Below are 17,101 nucleotides of genomic sequence, written 5' to 3'. Positions count from 1 at the left end.
AACAACTTTAAAATATTTAAAACTCGCCATTCCTAGAAAAGCGTATCGCCGTATAAGTAGTTTGCTAATTAATAGCAAAGAGTACTGCGGCTTCATAACAAAGTAAAAAGCACCTGCCCTCCCTTATCTGTGCGTCAATTAAGCTCAATAATTGATTTAAAGAATGGCTTTCTTGTATGTTACCTATTATCTTCCCGTTTACTTTGTATAATACCAGCCATGCTCAAGCTCGATAGTACTCTACCAATATAATGGGATATTTACAGAGGTCACCATGTCAATTTTAGATACACCCATTTTTAATATTAATGATATTTGCTTTATCATCACAATAGTCGAGTGCTTAATACTGGCCTTTTATCGTTTTTTTATCGACAAAAGCCTCGGTATGCCGCGGATAATTTTTGGTGCTTTTCTCTTAGCCATAATCATTGAAATATTAACAACATTGGTCATGTGGAATGAGTTAATACCTGTTTCTTCTGGTGTGCGCCAGCAATTATTACCCTATATGTTTGTGATTGGCCATCTAGCTAAAGGCCCCTTATTTTTAATGTATGTACATTCAATTACCCAAACAAAATACCGTCTAAAAGTCAGCCATGGTTGGCACTTCTTACCGATGTTTGTCGGCCTGCTTATTATTTTTTCCATTTCAGCTACCACCCAAGATTTAAAAATGTATTCTGAAATATCACATCAAAAATCATCCGTATCTACTTATGTATTGTACTTTTTTACCACTATATCAATGGTCTACGCTGTGTTTTCGCTAATTTCAGTTCGGTCTTATTACGCTCAATTACAGGGCAGTTATTCCTCATTTTCCACCGTTGAAGTTAATTGGTTAACTATCATATCTTCTTGTTTTATTCTTTGTTGGAGCTGGTCATTCATTGTCATCGTTGTTGCAGATCAGTTAGGGGGTGTTTTTTCTGATAATATAGGGAAAATGTATAATTATATTATTTTCATTTTAATCAATGCTCTTTTCACTTATAGCTTATTTCATAGCCATAAAATGCTCACCTGTATGCCTTCCATTAAAAAAAGTAATCATAAAGAAGTTGCAGATAACACTATTGTTAACAAAATAAACTTGGCGGTAACCCAACAAGAACTGCACCTAGAGGCGAATATCAATATTGAAGAGTTTTCTAAAAGAATAGGTATACCTGCAAAAGATGTTTCATTTATTTTAAATAAAAAACTAAAAACAAACTTTTTTGAATTCATCAATTTCCATCGCATCACCAAAGCTAAAGCATTACTTAGAGACGAAGCCTTTAAAGATACAAATATTCTCGATATTTTATTGATGGCTGGTTTTAACAATAAATCTTCATTTCATCGTTATTTTAATCGTTTAGTTGGAATTTCACCAAGCGAATATAGAAAAAAGTGCCTGCATCAGCAAGCCCCTCTTAATGATTTATCGTTGATAACAAATCAAAAGTAAACATCCCCGGGGCAAGCCCTTCTGCTAACGCAGAACTCACTTCGTGAGCTGGGTATTATTTAGAATATCACTAGCTGATGATCGCAGTGTATTACTAGTCTTTTCTTGGATTTTAAGGTGTAAGATCTATAATATTCTTTTATTTGATTTAACAGGGTAAGCAGTTTTGTTGGTGTATTATTTAAGGTTAATTGACCCGCTTCAGAACAACTATAATTTAGGGTGTTTTCAGCGACACTATTCAGCATATTGGCCGACCAAATAATACTTTCAACCAGCTCTTGTGTTTCATGAGTTAAAGACGCTTGCTCTTTTAAGGCTTCACTAAAATAAATTACCGCATTGATAGGGGTTCTTATTTCATGATTAATTGAGGATAAAATTGCAATACGTAAATCATTTTCTACTTTATCTAAATCACTCTTTTTTTTCATTTTTAAATGACGATAGAGTGAGTATGAAGTGAAGAAACCCAATACTGTGATAAATAGGAGCGTTAGAAATAGAATATATTCCTCTTGCCACTTTAGATCAAAATCAGCTGAAATAGAGTAGTATTTGTCAAGCGTAGGTAAATCAAAGAAGGTGTTTTCATTATATAAATTGAAGTTGTTTAGCAAGTTTAAATACTCATTATTACATGATATTGTTGTAATTATTTACTTTTCTTCTATGAGCTTAATACAATGTTTTTTAGATAAATTAAGATGGGAAAACAACACATCATCAGAGATTAAATAACCTAAATAAGTGGTTCCATTCTGCTCTAATGATACAGTAAATGTTGTGAAGTTAGGGCTACTTATAATTGGTACACCGTGAGAAGACTCTGAGACGGTTATCTGTTCTTTTTGCGTGCTAGCGGATGTTGATGAAAAAAAATCAATACGATTTTTATTATCCAAGGTAACGATGTGAATACCTTTTTCGGCAATTATTTTATAAGTAAATAATTTAAATTCTTCTAAACTAACAAAAAGTGAAGTACTAAAAAAGACTGAATCGAGGCGATAATTACTTCGTGTTTAAGCAGAGAATTTTCAATATCATTAAAAATAATTTTTGCTTTGTCAGCATAGTTATTCTTCTTTACCTCCATTTCATGCTCAACAAAAAGGTAGTTAATCACTAATTGTTGGTTCTTGTTTAATTATATTGTTAATTTTTTATGTTGCAGTGTTCGGAGGGCTATATTTATTGTTGTTCATGCCTTTGATTGGCTATGGTTTCGCTTGGATCGGACATTTTATATTTGAAAAAAATAGACCCGCTACTTTTGTATATCCAATATACAGCTTTATAGGTGACTGGGTTATGTTTAGGGATATGGTAATCGGTAATTAAGTTCTAACTACAGTGGCGTAATCCGCATATAATAAGCCGTTAAGAAGGGCAAAGTAATAGTTTGTTTTGCTCCTTCGTCGTTTATTTTAATTAATGATTGATTTGCCGTTTATGGCGGCTTTATGAGAATTACATATGAGCATTAATCTCCGTCCCCTAACTCAATATGACCATAACTACGCAAAAGTTATCGATCTCTATAAGAGTGCGTTTACCACAGCTCAACATATTCCTACCTGGATCCTTAGATTTAAACTAAAAAAAGGTAAGGTAGGCTTTAACGTTCTTTATGCAAATGATACTTGGATTGGCCTCATTTATACCACTGAGTATTTAGACATCGTATTGGTACACTTTTTAGCTATATCGGAATCCTGCCGCTCAGGTGGATATGGCAGTAAAGTAATGGATTCGTTGAAAGTTACGCACTCGGGAAAAAGAATTGTACTGAATATTGAACAGCTTGATAAGAAAGAAAAAAACTACCCGCAAAGAGTCAAGCGTAAAGATTTTTATGAAAAAAACGGCTTCTGCTCATCAGGGTATATTGTGAAAGAGCCTGGAGAGAAGCTTGAGATGCTTATATTTGGTGGCAGTATCAGTAAAAGAGAAATAGAAGCAATGTACAAGAACCTCTTTGGTAGTATTATTGGCTTCTTACTTAGACCTAAAATCATAAATATATGAAGTAAGGCCTCTGCCAAGCACTTCATAACTAACTGTTTATTTTGCACAAAAGGAGTTGTTATGTCGGTAGGGATGAGCCTAGCATGGAGAGCTAAACAGCCGAAGAAAAAACGCTGTGACAGGTGTGAATTATATTACCCGGAATCATTAGAACAATGTGAGCATGCACTGGGCTTAATAGTGCTCAATTAGCGCAACTCAAGGCCCAGCATCAAGAAACACTCAAAGATAATTATACTTTTGGTAAATATCTATTATTTGCTGCCCCAATTATAGGTTTACTATTGTTGCTCAGTTTTTTATAGTTAACTTATCAGTGCCTTACACATGACAAAGCCCATTAACGTGGCCGTTATATTTCAAGGAGGATTTAGGTTGTCATTTCCTGTTTTAGAGACAAATCGCTTAAGGTTAGATCAATTAACTAAAGAAGACTCAAATAGCTTGTTTGACTTATTCTCAGATGATTTAGTTGTGGAGTATTATGATTTAGAAGCCTTTACTGAACTTTCACAAGCGATAAATTTAATAGAATTCTTTAACTCTCGTTTTAAAGAAAACTCTGGAATTCGTTGGGCTATTCGCTTAAAAGAAACAAATCAATTCATCGGTACTTGTGGCTTCAATACTTGGAGTCCTAAAATGAAAAATGCTGTTCTTGGATATGATTTATTACCTAAGTATTGGGGGATGGGCTTTACTACTGAAGCTGTTCATCGAATAGTTAAAGCTGCATTTATAGGTGATTTATCTTGCGGTAAACTTAATCGCATTCAAGGTGATACTGTTCCTAAAAACGCTGCATCTGAAGCACTTCTTCTAAAAGTAGGGTTCAAAGAAGAAGGCATAAGGCGGCAAAGTGGTTACTGGAAAAATGAGTTTCACGATCTAAAATGCTTCGGATTAATTCAGTCCGAGTACTGTGAAATATAACAATGTAATAAAAATGGATACGTAACAGTTGGCTGCGCTTCGTTCCTCAATATTCTAGCCAACAACTACTTTTCCGTTATAAAGCCTAAGGGATTATCGTGCAACTCTCGGATGAAAGAATAAAGCTATCGCCACTTGGCGAATCGGATTTTGAATTTTTTTTAGAAATATTAACTTGCTCAAAAATCATGAAGCATGTATCTAAAATACTTACTTATGAGGAAGCAAAAAAAGCATTTGAAATTAGGTCGCGACCATGGAATATAAAAAGTGACGGATGGTGCACATTGCCCATCACTGACATAGCATGTGGTGAAAAAAGTGGCTGGATTGCACTTGAAATACTAAACCATGAGACTAAAACCGCAGAAGTTGGTTTTATTTTGAAGAGTGGCGTTCAAAGACGAGGTATAACTAGTAGTGCATTGAAACTACTTAAATATTATGCATTCAATGAGTTGCAGCTAAATAAATTAGTAGCATTTTGTTCTGTGCACAATGCAGCGTCATATTGCGTATTAGAAAAGCTAGGCTTTATTCGAGAAGGCTGTTTTAAGGAACATATATTAATTAATAATCAATACATAGATTCTTATGCATACGGTTTGTGCAAATCGGCTTTATAACAACACGCCCTGAGGGAGAAAACTAGTGAAGTCATACTCCTTCGTCGTTTAATTTCAAAAAACTATTTTTAGCCTCTCAATGAGGTATTATCAAACTATATGAATCTCTCTAAATCTGTCAATGTTGCTATTTACTCTGGTTTGATTGCCATGATTATAGGGTTAATTGCATTTACTTTAAGCTGGAATTTATGGGCGTTTTTTGGTGGCTCATTACCAGGATATCAAATATTTCTATTTCCTGGAAACTTAACACTTACTTACTTTTGGCACCCAATATTTACCGAGGAAGTTAATTTTTGGGCAAAGTTATTCATGTTATTGTTTGGCCAGTTCATTGTCGTTACCAGTTGTGTTGCTGTGATTACCTGTTTAAAAAAACTCTTTGAAAAAAAGCTTCATAACAAGAAAATTAATAAGAACAAATAACAATTGGCTATTCCTTTATCGTTACTTGTTTTAGCCCACTATATTTTGCCCATTAACAGGGCGTTTCACACGTAATGACCCATAAACACCAATGAGCTTTATTAGCTAACGGTAGCTATTACGACAAGCAGTGATGAGACTAGGTGGTGTTAAGAACCGAAAAAGTGCCAGCGTGTGTTCTTGTATGTACTCATACTTTATTTTAAGATTTCTCATCACAAATCACAAATCACAAAACACAAAGTTTAGTTAGACACTTAGACTTAATTACGGAACTGATGTAAGGACACTAGACCTTCATGACTGCACGCAGAATTAAATTTTCGATTCTATCAATAATTTTTATTACTTGCTTAACCACATTTCTCTTAAACTTGACTGATGGCGCATCAATAGTAGCTTCGCCGAATATTGAAGTTATCTCTGCAACTAATCAAACCCTTAAAACACCAGTCAACGTTGAAGAAATCACTAGCACTGCTATAGCGACTTCAAACACTAAGGCCAATTTAGAAGGCACTGACTCGCAAAAGGGTCAATTGGTCGTTATGCACAGACCTCGCTGGAAATTTGCTGGAAATTTAATCGTTCAGCTCGAAAAGCTTATTAGCGCTGCGGAAAACGGAGATAATGAAGCAAGTTATATTCTCTCGATGAACCTTAGATATTGTTATAGCAGTCCTATTGATGACATTGCACTTGAGCAGCAGCTTGAGCAAGTCTACGAATTTAGCGATAGCGAAGTAGCTGTGGCTAAGATTACAGAAAAACACCAGTACTGTGCTGGCATTGATCAAAAACAACGTACGCAGTTTTATAGCTACTCAGCCGCCGCTGCAAACAATGGCTACGTAGCCGCACAGGAAGTTATTGGGAGAACCACTGCCGAGTTCTTCATGCAGTCTCAGGGTTACCAAGACCTTGAACGAGACGAATATATAATAATACGCGACAACTTTATTGAGCAGAAGGTTGGGTTTTTGGAACGAGCAGCCCAACACGGCAGTATTAGCGCATTAGCCCGGCTTTCTGGTATGAACCGGTCACAAAAGCTTGGCGGAAATGGTTATGCTAAATCCTTTGCCTTTAATCATTTAATTCTTGAACTTACTCAGAGCAACAAAACCTATGACAGGTATTCGCGCTATCAACAAAAGCCGCACTCGCAGTTAACGTCAGAAAAAATTGAAAATGCATTTGCAATGTCTGCAGAGTGGTTAGAAATAATTAAAGCCAACGGTACCTTATATTTAATTGGAAATTAGCCTTGGTATGTTTTTATCAGCAAACGTTAATGATTTATCGGTGAATTCTAGCAGTTACCTAGCGAACTAATTAGCTGCAATGTCATTCGTTATCGCAGCTCTCATTCGCATATACTTGTAGAAAATTGAGATAACAGCGATAAAAAGCTTAAATAAATACTAATGTACCAAAGTGCTCAGGTCTATGATAATCAGGCTCAGGCACCGCTATGTTGTGCCATACCGCGTATTGTGGCTCAGTTCTACCGCCACAACGGTAGAAGTTGGCAAACCATTTACCTTTATTGACATCTTCGCCTGTTAGTTGCTCGATCGCTGCGAAAGGTAGGGCTATTTCAACGGTCCACTCTTTATCATTTTCACTTTCGAACTTTACTTGACTGTCCATGTCAAGGTTAAGACTGCTTTCACACTGGATTAAACTTGCCGCTTCCCGGCTGATAAATTGACGTTTATCGCGGCCGGCGCCATAAGCTAAGTGCAAAGTGCCACAGCAATTCACTTCTAAATTGACATAACTGCTGCCTAATACGCCGGAAGGGCTGAAGAAAAACTCAACACAAGAATCTTGACAAATTAACATGTGATTAAGCTCAGTTTGCTTGGCATAACTGTAGTTGTCTTGGGCAATGATTTGTATAAATAAAGTATCGCTAGTTGCACTAAGTTTTACTTGTGTGTCTTGTTTAGCACCTGCTTGATACCAAGGGAAGTTGTTAATAGCTATGGCATCTATTACTTGCCAATCAGGGGCAGAACTCTTGATTTTCTTAATGGCATACTGGCTCATAATCTTCTCTTTAAGGTAAATATTTAAATTAACGCTATAAATGATGTCTTTAACTTTTGTCTTTCACTTCTGTGTTTAAGTTATGTCTTTACGTTAGTGGGTTAGTTGCTGGATTTAGTAATATTGAGCACTAATACACTGTCCAAGGCGGTTAATTGCCACTGAATATTCAAATCATATAAGCTCATGCCATAAACCTTATCATCTGCTTTGCCTTGTTTATAGGCAGGGCGTGGATCTTGCCGTAAAACTTGCTCAATTAACAAGGCTAACTCGCTATCATGCTGGTTATATTGCTTTAAATCCGCTTGTGCTTTGTTACTAAATACTACGGATAAACCTGCTTCAGGTTGCTGTTGGGCAAAGCCCGCATCTGCATCAACAATGGCATCGGAATAGGGCACATAAGGTTTGATATCAACAATGGGGGTGCCGTTAAGTAAGTCTAATCCTGAAATATGTAATATAGTTTGTTTTTTTATCGTGGTGACTTTATCAAGTTTGACTACGGACATGCCAATAGGATTTGGCCGAAAGGTAGACCGGGTCGCTAATACTCCTGTTTTTACATTGCCGCCAAGGCGCGGTGGCCGAACCAATGGCTTCCAGCCTTGTGCTTGTGTACCATGAAAAATAAACAGCAGCCATAAGTGACTAAACTGCTCAATATCACGTACTAGCTCACTATTATTGGCATCACCAATGAGCACAACCCTACCTTTGGCGGCACTGACTAAGTTTGGTTGACGCGGTATGGCAAATTTCTCTTGATAAGGTGATTCTACCAAAGCTATGGCATCAAATTTAAAACTTTGCACCGGGTGAGTGATATCACACGTTTTTGACATTTTATTGCTCTATTGGCTCATGAGGAGCCCCTAACTGATAGGCTTTACCATAACAAACTACTTGTGCGACACAGTGCTTGGTTTCAATATCAACACAACTGGTAAATATAACCGCATTGGCTAGTTGTTTGTAAGCCGCTTGTCTTGCTTGTGTACGCGCATTAACAACATCTGGTGGCGCAAGGTGTTGTTCTTTTTGGCAATCATCGCCTTCAACTAAGCCAACATACTTAAAACTTGACATAAATTCGCTTTCGTCATTAAAAATTTTAACCTTACTGGCACTGAAATACTCTGTGGCATTGTCAGGCTTAACGTTACTTTCAAAAGCGTAGTTACCAGTACAACTCGCTAGCATTGGTATTACCATTAAAAGCGCTAGTACTTGTGTCGTTAATTGCTTAGTCATGCTTTTTTTCCTTGTCGTTAGCCACTTGGGAAAATTTTAATAGGCTTTTTGGCTCTTTACCCGCTATCCAGTAATGAAATAAGTCCGCAATGGTATGATTCTTTTGCATCATCATAATCCAATTACGCATGAAGATCTCAAAGGTATTGTCATTGGTATTAATGGCAAAAGCCATTGATATTTCAGGCCTAGCGGGCTTGGGTACGATAACTGTGTATTCTGGGTTTATTAGTGTCCAAGCGGATGCCGTTGCCGCGCCAAATAACATCGCATCAATATTCTGGTACTCTTCTCTAAAAAATAATCGTGGCGTGGATATTTCCCATACCGTTGCTTTTTCAAAGTAACGACGGACAATATTCTCACTGTAAAAAATTTCAGGAATACCGATGGTCAAATCATCGCGGGAGAAAATACTTTGCCAATCGCTAAACTCTTTGCGGCGCTCATCTTTTACCAGAAATGCCATCGACTGACTCGAGTAGGGCACTGTAAGGGTATATTCCCTCATATTCTTTGGTGTGACTGGCATACCGGTAGTCATGTCTAAATAGCCGGAAGAAAGCAGCTCTTTGGCTTGGTTATGAAAAATACGGACAAATTCGACTGATACGCCTAAATCATCGGCTAATAAGTTAATGATCTCGATATCAAAGCCGACCAGTTTTCCTTCGTGGTTATGGAAAGTGTATGGTAAGTCATCGCGAAAATAACCGACACGAAGAAAGCCACGTTGTTTTACTCGGTCTAATACGTTTCTTTTTTCAAAGATACTTCGATCAGATAATTTAGGCTCAGCTAATACCTTAGCTTTAACATCGAGCATAACAAAGTCTCTTTCGATAAACTTGTCATAACCTTGGTATTGGTAACTAATAGCATCAAAGGTAAAACGTAAGGCAAGAAACGCCATGATAGAGATAAGCGGCAGCAGTAATAAGTAACCACTAAATGAACGCCACTTAAAGGTGAAACTTCTCAACATACTGGCGGCAATAAGCAAGACTAAACAAATAGAAAAAGCAACACTCAGCAGGGAATTAAGGCGGCCAACAATGATGTTTTCAGCGACTAAGAATAAATCGAACAATGAACTCGGGACATTAAAAATCGCTAATAAACTAGGGATAGCAATGGTGGTGCTACCAAATAGTTGCGGGATACCGGCCACTAATAACTGCAGGTAATCACTACTATTGACTTGCGAGCCAGAAAACCAAGCGGCAAATAGGGTAAACAATAATGCCAACAGCTTACCACCGACAGGTAAGCTAAAGCAGATAGGTACCATGATGCTCGGCATATTACTGGCATCTTGTTTAGCTAGTTTATGACTATTGCCATTAGCTGAGCTTGGCATTTGTTCTATCAGTTGCTTCGCTTTTTCAACAATAATAGGGATAACCACAAAGAAGCTCCCGGTGGCAAATGCGGTGATCATCGCTTGTCGTGAGCTGGCTAGTACTTGTCGATAGCTAAAGGGAGTAATGGTAGCAACAATGGCTGGCAGGACAATAAAGCTGAGTAAAAAAACCAGAACTGCTGCCGTTACTATATATACTTGTAAACCGTCTAACTGAGCGCTGTCTACTGTGGCGGCGGCTCGCTGGGCTATACAAAATATCCCTATTGGCGCAAATCGCATGACCATATTACTAACATTAACTACAGCACTGTTTAAGCCATTTAATACCGCTAAGGTACGCTTTTTCTCTTTCACCTGTATTAAACCAATACCAATGAAAATACTAAACAATACCACGCTGGGTATTAAACCATTTGCTAAAGCATAAAAAGGATTGGCCGGGATAAATAATGAAATTATATCAAGCTCTGCTGTAGTGCTTATGGTATTAATGCTATAAAAATCGGCACTCTGCCAGTCTGGAAAGGCGATAGGGGCGAGTAAGATAAAAGCGAGTACTACCGCTAATAAGCTCATTAAAATGAATAAACTAAGTTTTAAAGTTTTAGTGACTTTCGCTGGGTTTAAGCCACCAATACCGACAATAAGTGATAAGACAATATAGGGCAAAGCTGTCATCTGCATTAGCATAACAAAGGCATTGGCCAGTTCATCAACACCCCCATAGACCCTGCCTGATAGTGTGCCTAATGTTAAGCCTACTATCATGGCGAAAATGATGCTGACCGATAAAGGTATTTGACTAATTAAATGCTTCAATCTAGTTATCAATGTGCTTATTACCTTTAATTAAGTGGCTGTTAAATGAAAGAGAGTACACTATTTGTTCAGGGACAGTTGCAGCTTAATGTTAATTTATGTTGGCAATAAGTGCTTTAGAAAGTACCCATGGCAAATAAAAACGAAAAAGGTATCAATACTATTGATACCTTTTTAATGGATAAAGCCTGATAAATTAAATAACGCTTTGCGCTATTTAACGCGCATACCTGCTATTGCGCCATCGTCTGGATTTAATATCCATAAATCTTTACCGCCAGGGCCGGCAGCAAGTACCATGCCTTCAGACATACCAAAGCGCATTTTACGTGGTGCTAAGTTTGCTACCATTACCGTATGTTTGCCAATTAAGTCTTCTGGCTGATAAGCTGATTTAATACCGGCAAATACTTGGCGTGTCTCTTTGCCTTCTTCGTCTAAAGCTAAAGTTAATTTAAGTAACTTGTCTGCTTTTTCAACATGCTCAGCATTAACAATTTTAGCGATACGTAAATCAATTTTAGCAAAATCTTCGAAGCTAATTTCTTCAGAGAGTGGGTCAGCTGCTAACGGATCAGCTAACGCGGCACTGTTATCAACGACTTTAGCTGGCTTGGTTTTCTTGCTTTGCTTAGATTTTTTCTTTTCATCTTCAGCAGCGCCGGCTAAGCTATCTTTTGACGCTTCAGTCATCGCATTAACTTTATCCATATCAACACGTTGTAATAACGCTTTAAACTTGTTGATTTTATGATCTGTTAATAAAGTTTTATGACCTTCCCACGTTAGCTCATCATTTAAGAATGCAGCCGTGCTATCGGCAAGTACAGGCAGTACCGGCTTTAGGTAAATCATTAGTGTGCGGAACATGTTAATACCAAGGGAGCAAATATCTTGCACTTCTTGCTGCTTAGTTTCGTCTTTAACTAACTGCCAAGGTTCTTTTATCGCAATATATTCGTTTACTTTATCAGCAAGTGCCATGATTTCTCGCATACCACGACCAAAATCACGCGCTTCATAATGGGCAGCAATGCTATCACCGGCAGCCATTACTTCATCCGCTAATTCTTGATTATCAATGTTAGTTGATAACATGCCGTCAAAGCGTTTATAAATAAAGCTAGCGCAGCGTGAGGCGATATTAACCACTTTACCCACTAAATCAGAGTTTACACGTTGGACAAAATCTTCAAGATTTAAATCTAAATCATCAATTTTGTGTGTCAGTTTAGTTGCGTAGTAATAACGTAAATATTCCGGGTTTAAATGCGCTAAATAGGTATTGGCTTTTATAAAGGTACCTTTTGATTTAGACATTTTTTCGCCGTTCACGGTAACAAAACCATGAGCGAAAACAGCCGTAGGTTTGCGGAAATCCGCGCCTTCTAACATGGCTGGCCAAAATAGGCTGTGGAAATTAATAATGTCTTTACCGATAAAGTGATAAAGCTCGGCATCTGAGTCTTTATTCCAATAGCTGTCAAAGTCGATGTTTTCTTTATCACATAAGTTTTTAAAGCTGCCCATGTAACCACAAGGTGCATCTAACCAGACGTAGAAAAATTTGCCTGGCGCATTGGGTATTTCAAAGCCAAAATAAGGCGCGTCTCGGCTGATATCCCACTGTTTTAAACCTTGCTCGAACCATTCATTTAGTTTATTAGCCACTTCTTCTTGTAGGGTACCACTGCGGATCCAGTCTGCTAACATGGTTTCAAAAGCAGGTAGATCGAAGAAGTAATGCTCTGAATCTTTTAATATCGGGGTAGCGCCTGAAATAGCTGAACGTGGGTTTAATACTTCTGTTGGAGAATAAGTAGCACCACAGTTGTCACAGCTATCACCGTTTTCATCTTCACTTTTACATTTTGGGCAAGTGCCTTTAATAAAACGGTCAGCTAAGAACATGCCTTTTTCAGGATCATATAACTGAGAAATAACACGGGTTTTAATATGGCCTTTCGCATGTAAACGGTTGTATATCTCTTCTGAGAATGCTTTGTTTTCATCACTGTGTGTCGTATGGTAATTATCAAAACTGATGTGAAAATCACTAAAGTCTTTAATGCGCTCTTCACGCACACCCTTGATCATTTCTTCCGGTGTTATGCCTAGCTCTTGCGCTTTTAGCATAATTGGTGTGCCGTGAGCATCATCAGCACAGACAAAATAGGTTTCATGTCCACGCATTCGTTGAAAACGTACCCAAATATCGGTTTGAATGTGCTCTAGCATATGCCCTAAATGGATAGAACCATTGGCATATGGCAGGGCGCAAGTAACAAGGATTTTACGTTTTTCTTGTAAAGAATTAGCAGCAGTGTTTGCTGTAGCTTCAGATAAAGTAGTGTCAGACATGAAAAATAGTTGTTTTTGATGGTAATAATGTCGGCAATAGTACAGAATTTAGCGATGATTTTCATTAGTTGAATGCAACTAATTTCGCTATTTCTCATATAAAGGCTGCTAAGTTCTCATGTTTAGTAAAACGTTGAGTAAATTATTCTCAAAAAAAACCAGTAAAACAGTGACAAAAACCGGTGATGAAACCGTTAATGACAGTGATATTGAACCGCTTATTAGAGAAACCTTAAGCCATTATGTTTCTGATAATTTTCCCCAAGGTATCCTCGCTGTTTGTCATCAGATAGCTATTGAAGTGCAGCAAGCTATTACTATCAATTTAACCATGCCATTTGTTTGCCAAGGTGAATTAGATTTAATTGCCGCAACGCTAAGTGAACATTTAACTAAAACCGTTATTTTTAGAATCCAGCTTGATATTAAGCCTGTGCGTCAGTTTGCGCTTGGTAAAGTACAAGGAACTAGTGCGCAAGGCTCTGTACCTCAAGGAAGGGTTGCTAATATTATCGCCATTGCATCAGGTAAGGGCGGGGTAGGTAAATCAACTACTACGGTTAACCTTGCTTATGCCTTAATGGCTGAGGGCGCTAAAGTAGGCATTTTAGATGCTGATATATATGGCCCGTCAATACCGACCATGCTTGGTCTTAAAAATGAAAAGCCTAGCTCGAGTGATGGCAAGCTGATGACGCCGCTTAATGCCAATGGCATAAGTGCTATGTCGATTGGTTTTTTAGTCGACGAAGCCGATGCCACCGTTTGGCGTGGACCAATGGCAAGCACTGCTTTTAATCAGCTGTTAAATGAAACAGATTGGCCAGAGCTCGATTACTTATTAATAGATATGCCACCGGGTACCGGGGATATTCAACTGACCTTGGCGCAAAAGGTGCCAGTGGCCGCTGCTGTAATAGTAACGACACCACAAGATATCGCCTTAATTGATGCTGTTAAAGGTATCGCCATGTTCGATAAGGTTAAGGTACCCGTATTAGGTATTGTTGAAAACATGAGTTATCACATCTGTGAAAACTGTGGTCATAAAAGTCATATATTTGGTGAAGCCGGTGGTGAACACATGGCAGAGGATCAACAAAGTAAGTTATTAGGGCAATTACCTTTAGATATTACCATTCGACAGGACGCTGATTTGGGCGAATCAGACGTTTTTGAAAATAGCGCTGGTGAAATAGCCAGTCATTACCGTAAAATAGCCCGTAATATTTCGGCGCAGTTATTTTTACAGTGTGATAATTCCAGCCCGTTAAGAGCAACAGTAGCAACAAAAGCTTAAGTGCAACTTTAACCGCAAATAAGGTCAATAAAAGCCATTATGAGATTAAGTGATAAAGATATAGAACAATGCCTTGATGAGGGAAAGATAATTATCGAGCCAAAACCAGAGACTTCGATGATCTCTGGTGTCAGTGTCGATATTCGTTTAGGCAATGAATTTAGAGTTTTTCAAGACCATACAGCACCTTATATTGATTTAAGTGCGCCAAAAGCCGAAGTTCAAAAGGCAATGAACTCTATAATGAGTGATGAAATTTATATTGCTGATGGTGATGCTTTCTTTTTACACCCAGGCGAATTGGCCTTAGCAGTGACTTATGAATCAGTAACACTGCCTGACAATATAGTTGGCTGGCTTGATGGCCGCTCATCATTAGCACGTTTAGGGCTAATGGTACATGTAACAGCCCATCGCATCGATCCCGGTTGGTCTGGTCAAATAGTGCTAGAGTTTTATAACAGTGGTAAGTTGCCGCTAGCGCTACGTCCAAAAATGAAAATAGCCGCATTAAACTTTGAGACCATGTCATCAAGTGCAGCACGTCCATATAACAAACGTGAAGATGCAAAATATAAAGATCAAAAAGGTGCTGTGGCCAGTCGTATTAGTGAAGATGATACCGTTTAGAGCGCTTATAAGCCCCTAAACAGCCAGTTTTAGAGAATAAAATAGCGAGCAGTTAACTCGCTATTTCTATTTTATCAGGCTTAATAAATTGATTTACACAGGTTTCTAAAGCGTGAATGAGTTTTTCATTGTCATGGTGATGCGCCACTTTATTGTGGCTCAGGTCTTGGCAAATTACATTTACCCGGTCTGAATATATATGCTCATCTTGACAAATAACACTGTCAATTGGCAAACAACCAATATTATCTTCAATCCAGTTAAGCTTTTCATCTAAGGTTAATTTAGCGGCAGGGCTGTTCTCTGCAACTATATTGTCAATGAAAACACAATGCCCCTTACGTTTATCAATAGCTTTAGCTATATCGCGCACTAACAGCGGTGGCACGACACTCGTTAAGAAGCTACCCGGACCCAAAATAATAAGGTCAGCATTATTAATGGCGTCAATACAGGGCTGCACAGACTTAACTAACGGCGCTAACATCAAATCCTTTGGCATTATTGGCATTTCATCAACAGACAGCTCACCGAGACGACATCGCCCCTCAGGATAGAAAGCCATTAAATCAGTGGGTGTTTCAGACATGGGCAATACTTGCGTTTTTACTCGCAATAAACGACGCACAAGCTTAATGGAGTCCATTGGGCTTGATTGCACTTTTCCTAAGCCGTATAGGATTAAGTTACCAAGGTTATGACCACCGAGTTCATCTTCGCCTTCAAAACGAAAATTAAATAATTGACTACCAATAGAGTTCTCATCGACTAATTGCGTTAAGCAATTACGTAAATCGCCCCAAGCTATAGTACTGCTTCTCTTTCTTAATCGGCCAGTTGAACCGCCGTTGTCTGTTGTAGTGACAATTCCAGTGAGTTGGTGTCCCATAAATGAAAGGGTAGAGAGGACACGACCTAAACCGTGTCCGCCGCCAATGGCGACTATGTTAAGTTTTTTGAGCTGCATACGGTTTACTACTTTAGTTATTGTATGGCTGAGTTATATAAACCATACCGTTAAATTGCACAAAGATAAAGAAACGAACGTTACTCTATATAAGAACTAGATATCAGATGGTGGAATAGGGTAGCTAACTGGTATCTAGTAAGAGCAGTAATGATTAATCCTATTTAGGCTGTTATGTGTGGCTATTAATTACACAGCCATTACAGAGAGTTAGTTGAAATAAGACGATAATTGAGCATCTTGCTCATTATGCGATCAGTTAAAGCAATTCTTGCTAAATAAATGCTTTTTTTTACAAATAAGTGTTGACAGTTTATCGGCTGCTGCTCATAATGCGCCTCGTTTTCAGCAAGTGTTAGGTCCACTGGTTGAGAACATAATTTAATGACTATTAGGCCAGTTATTGAATTGCTCGAATATTTCGGGGCTATAGCTCAGCTGGGAGAGCGCTTCGCTGGCAGCGAAGAGGTCTGCGGTTCGATCCCGCATAGCTCCACCATATTAGGTTTTTTGTTAAGGTTAACTTTCGAGTTATATTTAGCGGGAAATAGATAGTTTAATTGGTTTGTTAATATTATTTATAATGTAAACACTAATTTGTGTCCCTATCGTCTAGAGGCCTAGGACACCGCCCTTTCACGGCGGTAACAGGGGTTCGAATCCCCTTAGGGATGCCACTTTATTCATACCTTTAAGGCATGATAAAAGAGAGCATTACTCTGAAAAGAGAACTAAGTTGCTTGAACTTATAAAAAATTAAGCGCTGTTCTAATTTAGCGATTAGCTAAATATTGTGTCCCTATCGTCTAGAGGCCTAGGACACCGCCCTTTCACGGCGGTAACAGGGGTTCGAATCCCCTTAGGGATG

General features: G+C 38.2%; 16 protein-coding genes and 3 tRNA genes. 12 read left to right on the top strand and 7 right to left on the bottom strand.

The window, feature by feature from the left end; translation table 11 throughout:
- Positions 1-274 precede the first annotated feature (274 nt).
- The gene (locus tag HRT50_RS10315; RefSeq protein WP_291614072.1) at positions 275-1,459 is read left to right on the top strand and encodes an AraC family transcriptional regulator; all 1,185 of its coding nucleotides are present in this window, start codon (positions 275-277) and stop codon (positions 1,457-1,459) included.
- Positions 1,460-1,518: 59 nt separating this feature from the next.
- Here the strand turns inward: HRT50_RS10315 and HRT50_RS10310 are convergent, their stop codons facing one another.
- Positions 1,519-2,079 (bottom strand): histidine kinase dimerization/phospho-acceptor domain-containing protein, encoded by a 561-nt coding sequence (locus HRT50_RS10310; RefSeq protein ID WP_291614069.1) that lies wholly within the window; start codon positions 2,077-2,079, stop codon positions 1,519-1,521.
- Between the two features lie 511 nt (positions 2,080-2,590).
- Between HRT50_RS10310 and HRT50_RS10305 the strand changes: the two genes are divergently transcribed.
- The 6 genes from HRT50_RS10305 to HRT50_RS10280 all read left to right on the top strand — a co-directional run bounded on the left by HRT50_RS10305 (position 2,591) and on the right by HRT50_RS10280 (position 6,743).
- Positions 2,591-2,803 (top strand): DUF962 domain-containing protein, encoded by a 213-nt coding sequence (locus HRT50_RS10305; RefSeq protein ID WP_291614084.1) that lies wholly within the window; start codon positions 2,591-2,593, stop codon positions 2,801-2,803.
- A gap of 135 nt (positions 2,804-2,938) precedes the next feature.
- Positions 2,939-3,490, top strand: a complete 552-nt coding sequence (locus tag HRT50_RS10300) for a GNAT family N-acetyltransferase (protein WP_291614067.1) — start codon at positions 2,939-2,941, stop codon at positions 3,488-3,490.
- Positions 3,491-3,865: 375 nt separating this feature from the next.
- Positions 3,866-4,423 (top strand): GNAT family protein, encoded by a 558-nt coding sequence (locus HRT50_RS10295; RefSeq protein ID WP_291614082.1) that lies wholly within the window; start codon positions 3,866-3,868, stop codon positions 4,421-4,423.
- A 98-nt stretch (positions 4,424-4,521) separates the two neighbouring features.
- Positions 4,522-5,049, top strand: a complete 528-nt coding sequence (locus HRT50_RS10290; protein ID WP_291614065.1) for a GNAT family protein — start codon at positions 4,522-4,524, stop codon at positions 5,047-5,049.
- A gap of 99 nt (positions 5,050-5,148) precedes the next feature.
- The gene (locus HRT50_RS10285; RefSeq protein ID WP_291614063.1) at positions 5,149-5,478 is read left to right on the top strand and encodes a hypothetical protein; all 330 of its coding nucleotides are present in this window, start codon (positions 5,149-5,151) and stop codon (positions 5,476-5,478) included.
- A gap of 374 nt (positions 5,479-5,852) precedes the next feature.
- Positions 5,853-6,743 carry a hypothetical protein gene (locus HRT50_RS10280; protein ID WP_291614061.1) on the top strand — a complete coding sequence of 297 codons (891 nt, stop codon included), beginning with the start codon at positions 5,853-5,855 and terminating at the stop codon, positions 6,741-6,743.
- A 148-nt stretch (positions 6,744-6,891) separates the two neighbouring features.
- Here HRT50_RS10280 and HRT50_RS10275 read toward each other — a convergent pair whose 3' ends face one another.
- The 5 genes from HRT50_RS10275 to metG all read right to left on the bottom strand — a co-directional run bounded on the left by HRT50_RS10275 (position 6,892) and on the right by metG (position 13,336).
- Positions 6,892-7,533, bottom strand: coding sequence for a carbohydrate-binding family 9-like protein (locus HRT50_RS10275; RefSeq protein ID WP_291614059.1), 642 nt, complete (start codon positions 7,531-7,533; stop codon positions 6,892-6,894).
- A gap of 101 nt (positions 7,534-7,634) precedes the next feature.
- Positions 7,635-8,381, bottom strand: coding sequence for a tRNA (N6-threonylcarbamoyladenosine(37)-N6)-methyltransferase TrmO (gene tsaA, locus HRT50_RS10270; protein ID WP_291614056.1), 747 nt, complete (start codon positions 8,379-8,381; stop codon positions 7,635-7,637).
- A gap of 1 nt (position 8,382) precedes the next feature.
- Positions 8,383-8,790, bottom strand: a complete 408-nt coding sequence (gene rcsF / locus HRT50_RS10265) for an Rcs stress response system protein RcsF (RefSeq protein ID WP_291614054.1) — start codon at positions 8,788-8,790, stop codon at positions 8,383-8,385.
- Entirely contained in the window at positions 8,783-10,987 is a 2,205-nt protein-coding gene (locus tag HRT50_RS10260) for a cation:dicarboxylase symporter family transporter (protein WP_291614052.1), read from the bottom strand. The genes rcsF and HRT50_RS10260 overlap by 8 nt, the downstream gene beginning before the upstream one ends.
- Positions 10,988-11,188: 201 nt before the next feature.
- Positions 11,189-13,336, bottom strand: a complete 2,148-nt coding sequence (gene metG, locus HRT50_RS10255) for a methionine--tRNA ligase (protein ID WP_291614050.1) — start codon at positions 13,334-13,336, stop codon at positions 11,189-11,191.
- A 118-nt stretch (positions 13,337-13,454) separates the two neighbouring features.
- Between metG and apbC the strand changes: the two genes are divergently transcribed.
- On the top strand, positions 13,455-14,636 hold the full coding sequence (gene apbC, locus HRT50_RS10250; RefSeq protein ID WP_291614048.1) for an iron-sulfur cluster carrier protein ApbC: 1,182 nt from the start codon (positions 13,455-13,457) through the stop codon (positions 14,634-14,636).
- A 39-nt stretch (positions 14,637-14,675) separates the two neighbouring features.
- Positions 14,676-15,266: a dCTP deaminase gene (gene dcd / locus HRT50_RS10245; protein WP_291614046.1), complete on the top strand. Its 591-nt coding sequence runs from the start codon at positions 14,676-14,678 to the stop codon at positions 15,264-15,266.
- Positions 15,267-15,318: 52 nt separating this feature from the next.
- Here the strand turns inward: dcd and yvcK are convergent, their stop codons facing one another.
- The gene (yvcK, locus tag HRT50_RS10240; protein ID WP_291614045.1) at positions 15,319-16,233 is read right to left on the bottom strand and encodes a gluconeogenesis factor YvcK family protein; all 915 of its coding nucleotides are present in this window, start codon (positions 16,231-16,233) and stop codon (positions 15,319-15,321) included.
- 423 nt (positions 16,234-16,656) lie between these two features.
- Between yvcK and HRT50_RS10235 the strand changes: the two genes are divergently transcribed.
- The 3 genes from HRT50_RS10235 (at position 16,657) to HRT50_RS10225 (ending at position 17,101) form a co-directional block, all read left to right on the top strand.
- Positions 16,657-16,732, top strand: a tRNA-Ala gene (locus HRT50_RS10235).
- Between the two features lie 102 nt (positions 16,733-16,834).
- Positions 16,835-16,910: transfer RNA gene (locus tag HRT50_RS10230), tRNA-Glu, on the top strand.
- Positions 16,911-17,028: 118 nt separating this feature from the next.
- A tRNA-Glu gene (locus HRT50_RS10225) sits at positions 17,029-17,101 on the top strand.

It is taken from the genome of Colwellia sp., assembly GCF_013215345.1.
Classification (GTDB): Bacteria; Pseudomonadota; Gammaproteobacteria; order Enterobacterales; family Alteromonadaceae; genus Colwellia.
This window is presented reverse-complemented; position numbering and strand designations above follow the sequence as displayed.